The sequence below is a fragment of the Vibrio sp. V01_P9A10T6 genome (assembly GCF_963877065.1).
GTDB classification, from domain to species: Bacteria; Pseudomonadota; Gammaproteobacteria; order Enterobacterales; family Vibrionaceae; genus Vibrio; species Vibrio anguillarum.
Window position 1 is genome coordinate 1 of the sequence record NZ_CAWNTB010000120.1, and the last position, 2,647, is coordinate 2,647.

2 protein-coding genes are annotated in these 2,647 nt (G+C 41.6%); one reads left to right on the top strand and one right to left on the bottom strand.

Annotation, left to right across the window (positions count from 1 at the left end):
• Nucleotides 1-503 precede the first annotated feature (503 nt).
• Nucleotides 504-1,142, top strand: a complete 639-nt coding sequence (locus AACQ21_RS06540; RefSeq protein ID WP_010318853.1) for a YchE family NAAT transporter — start codon at nucleotides 504-506, stop codon at nucleotides 1,140-1,142.
• 115 nt (nucleotides 1,143-1,257) lie between these two features.
• Here the strand turns inward: AACQ21_RS06540 and asd are convergent, their stop codons facing one another.
• Nucleotides 1,258-2,388 (bottom strand): aspartate-semialdehyde dehydrogenase, encoded by a 1,131-nt coding sequence (gene asd, locus AACQ21_RS06545; protein WP_026028273.1) that lies wholly within the window; start codon nucleotides 2,386-2,388, stop codon nucleotides 1,258-1,260.
• Nucleotides 2,389-2,647 lie beyond the last annotated feature (259 nt).

The window sequence follows — 2,647 nt, forward strand, 5'->3', positions numbered from 1 at the left end:
ATATTTCAGAGTGTGAAAAAAATTGACTCAGATCAGTTCTCAAAAACTAATTACCCAATTAGGGGTAACCACCCTACAAAATCGCCCACAAGACACTGAAAACAAACAAAAAACATATAGATAATTAAATGAATAAAAAACATTTACTTAAACAACGAAAACTATAAAAACTACAACAATCTGTAAAAAAGTTTCATTTTTGAGCGATAGATGAATGAACACACCTCATTTTACGTGCTACTGAGAGTATATCGACTCTCACTTTTACCACCAGCTAGGAGCACTAATTTTATTAAAAATGTGCAGATGTTAACAGTTGAGCAAAAAACAACACCACTCACATACATTAGAAAAACAATTGTAAAACGTTTTCTTCATTGAATTAGTTTTTCTCAGCAATAAAACCCCAATCGCTTTAGTTTTTTTCATTCGTGCTATCCTTTGCTTTCGCTTACATTAGCCACGTAATATTTCATCGAAATGATCCATTAGAGATAAATGCCATGCAAACCTTTGAGTTAGCCATTTTCCTGCAGTTTTTCTTAGGCCTTGTAGCCGCTGTGAACCCCGTGGGGATTATGCCAATATTTGTCTCTCTCACTGGGCATATGACGCAAGAAGAGAAACACAAAACGGCGGCTACAGCGAATATTGCTGTGGCAATAATTTTGATTACCGCACTGCTTGCTGGGCAGATGTTACTGGATATGTTTAGTATCTCTTTAGATTCGTTTCGAGTAGCTGGTGGCCTATTGCTGCTGAGCATCGCGTTTTCGATGATGAGCGGTAAATTGGGTGAAGATAAACAAAACAAACAAGAGAAATCTGAATACATTAGCCGTGAACAAATTGGGGTTGTGCCACTCGCTATGCCTTTAATGGCAGGACCGGGTGCCATCAGTTCAACCATAGTGTATGGCTCTCGCTACCCAAGCATGTTCGATACCGTGGGTATTATAATCACTGTGGTGTTATTTAGTTTAAGCTCTTGGCTGCTGTTTCGCTCAGCGCCCTATATTGTCCGCTTCTTAGGTCAAACGGGTATCAACGTGATTACGCGGATCATGGGTTTGATACTCGGCGCACTCGGTATTGAGTTTATTGCCAATGGGCTCAGAAATTTATTTCCTGGCCTTGCATAACCGCGTTAACATCGTCACAGTTGCTACAGACAAAAAGCATAAAAAAAGGGGCGCTTTGCATAAAGCGCCCCTTTTTTTTATTTTTACTCAAGTGGTTTTAAACCGAGATCCATCTTTACTGTTTTTCAGCCAGAATGATCCGCAAAGTACGGCGAAGCGGCTCAGCAGCTCCCCACAATAATTGGTCACCCACCGTAAACGCATTTAAGAAATCATCACCCATAGACATTTTACGCAAACGTCCTACGGGAACTGACAAAGTACCAGTGACTTTGGCAGGGCTCAATTCACGTGCGGTAATATCGCGCTCGTTTGGAATAACTTTCACCCAATCATTGTGCGTAGCGATCATCTCTTCGATTTCATCAAGCGGAACATTTTTCTTCAGCTTGATGGTTAATGCTTGTGAGTGGCAGCGCATTGCGCCAATACGAACACAGGTTCCATCAATCGGAATCGGTGACGATTGAAGTCCCAGAATTTTATTAGCTTCAACGCCCGCTTTCCACTCTTCTTTGCTTTGACCATTGTCGCGTTTGACGTCAATCCAAGGGATTAATGAACCCGCTAGTGGTGCACCAAACTGCTCGGTAGGAAAAGAAGGTGATCGCATGGTTTCAGCCACTTTTCTGTCAATATCAAGAATTGAGCTCGATGGATTAGCCAATTCAGAGCTCACCGCATCGTTAATTACTCCCATTTGCGAGATCAACTCGCGCATATTTTGAGCGCCAGCACCCGAAGCTGCTTGGTAGGTCATTGCGCTCATCCACTCGACCAAACCTTTCTCATAAAGGCCGCCTAATGCCATAAGCATTAAACTGACAGTGCAGTTACCGCCCACAAAGGTATTGGTTCCTGAATGGATGCCGTGCTGAATTTGTGTCAAGTTGACCGGATCTAAAGTGATGATTGATTGTTTATCCATCCGTAAGGTAGATGCAGCATCAATCCAGTAACCTTTCCAACCCGCTTGACGCAGCGCTGGGTACACTTTTTCAGTGTAGCTACCACCTTGACAGGTGATGATGGCATCTAATTGTTTGAGGCTATCAATATCGTAAGCATCTTGCAGTAACCCTGTATGATGATTGCCTTTCTTAGAAGGCACCGTTGGGGCAGGAATACCAATTTGAGATGTGCTAAAGAAAACCGGTTCGATCAAGTCAAAGTCATTTTCTTCAACCATACGCTGCATCAGTACAGAACCGACCATACCACGCCAACCCACTAAACCTACTCTCATCGCGCTCACTCTCCATGTATCTAAAATGAAAATTTATTGCTCCATCTATAAGTGGTTCAGCATAAAATCTCAAGACTTTCTTAGTAAAAGTGGTAACTTTTTCTTTCTGCGTAGCCAGTTTTGTAAAAAACACATTTAAGCCTAAAAATCACTCAACCGCACTATGATTCAGCATTCAATAATCAACGAAACGCTAAATAATCACGTTCTTGTTACACAAAAAGCCCACACTACAAAACATTTATAACCATTAAATTTA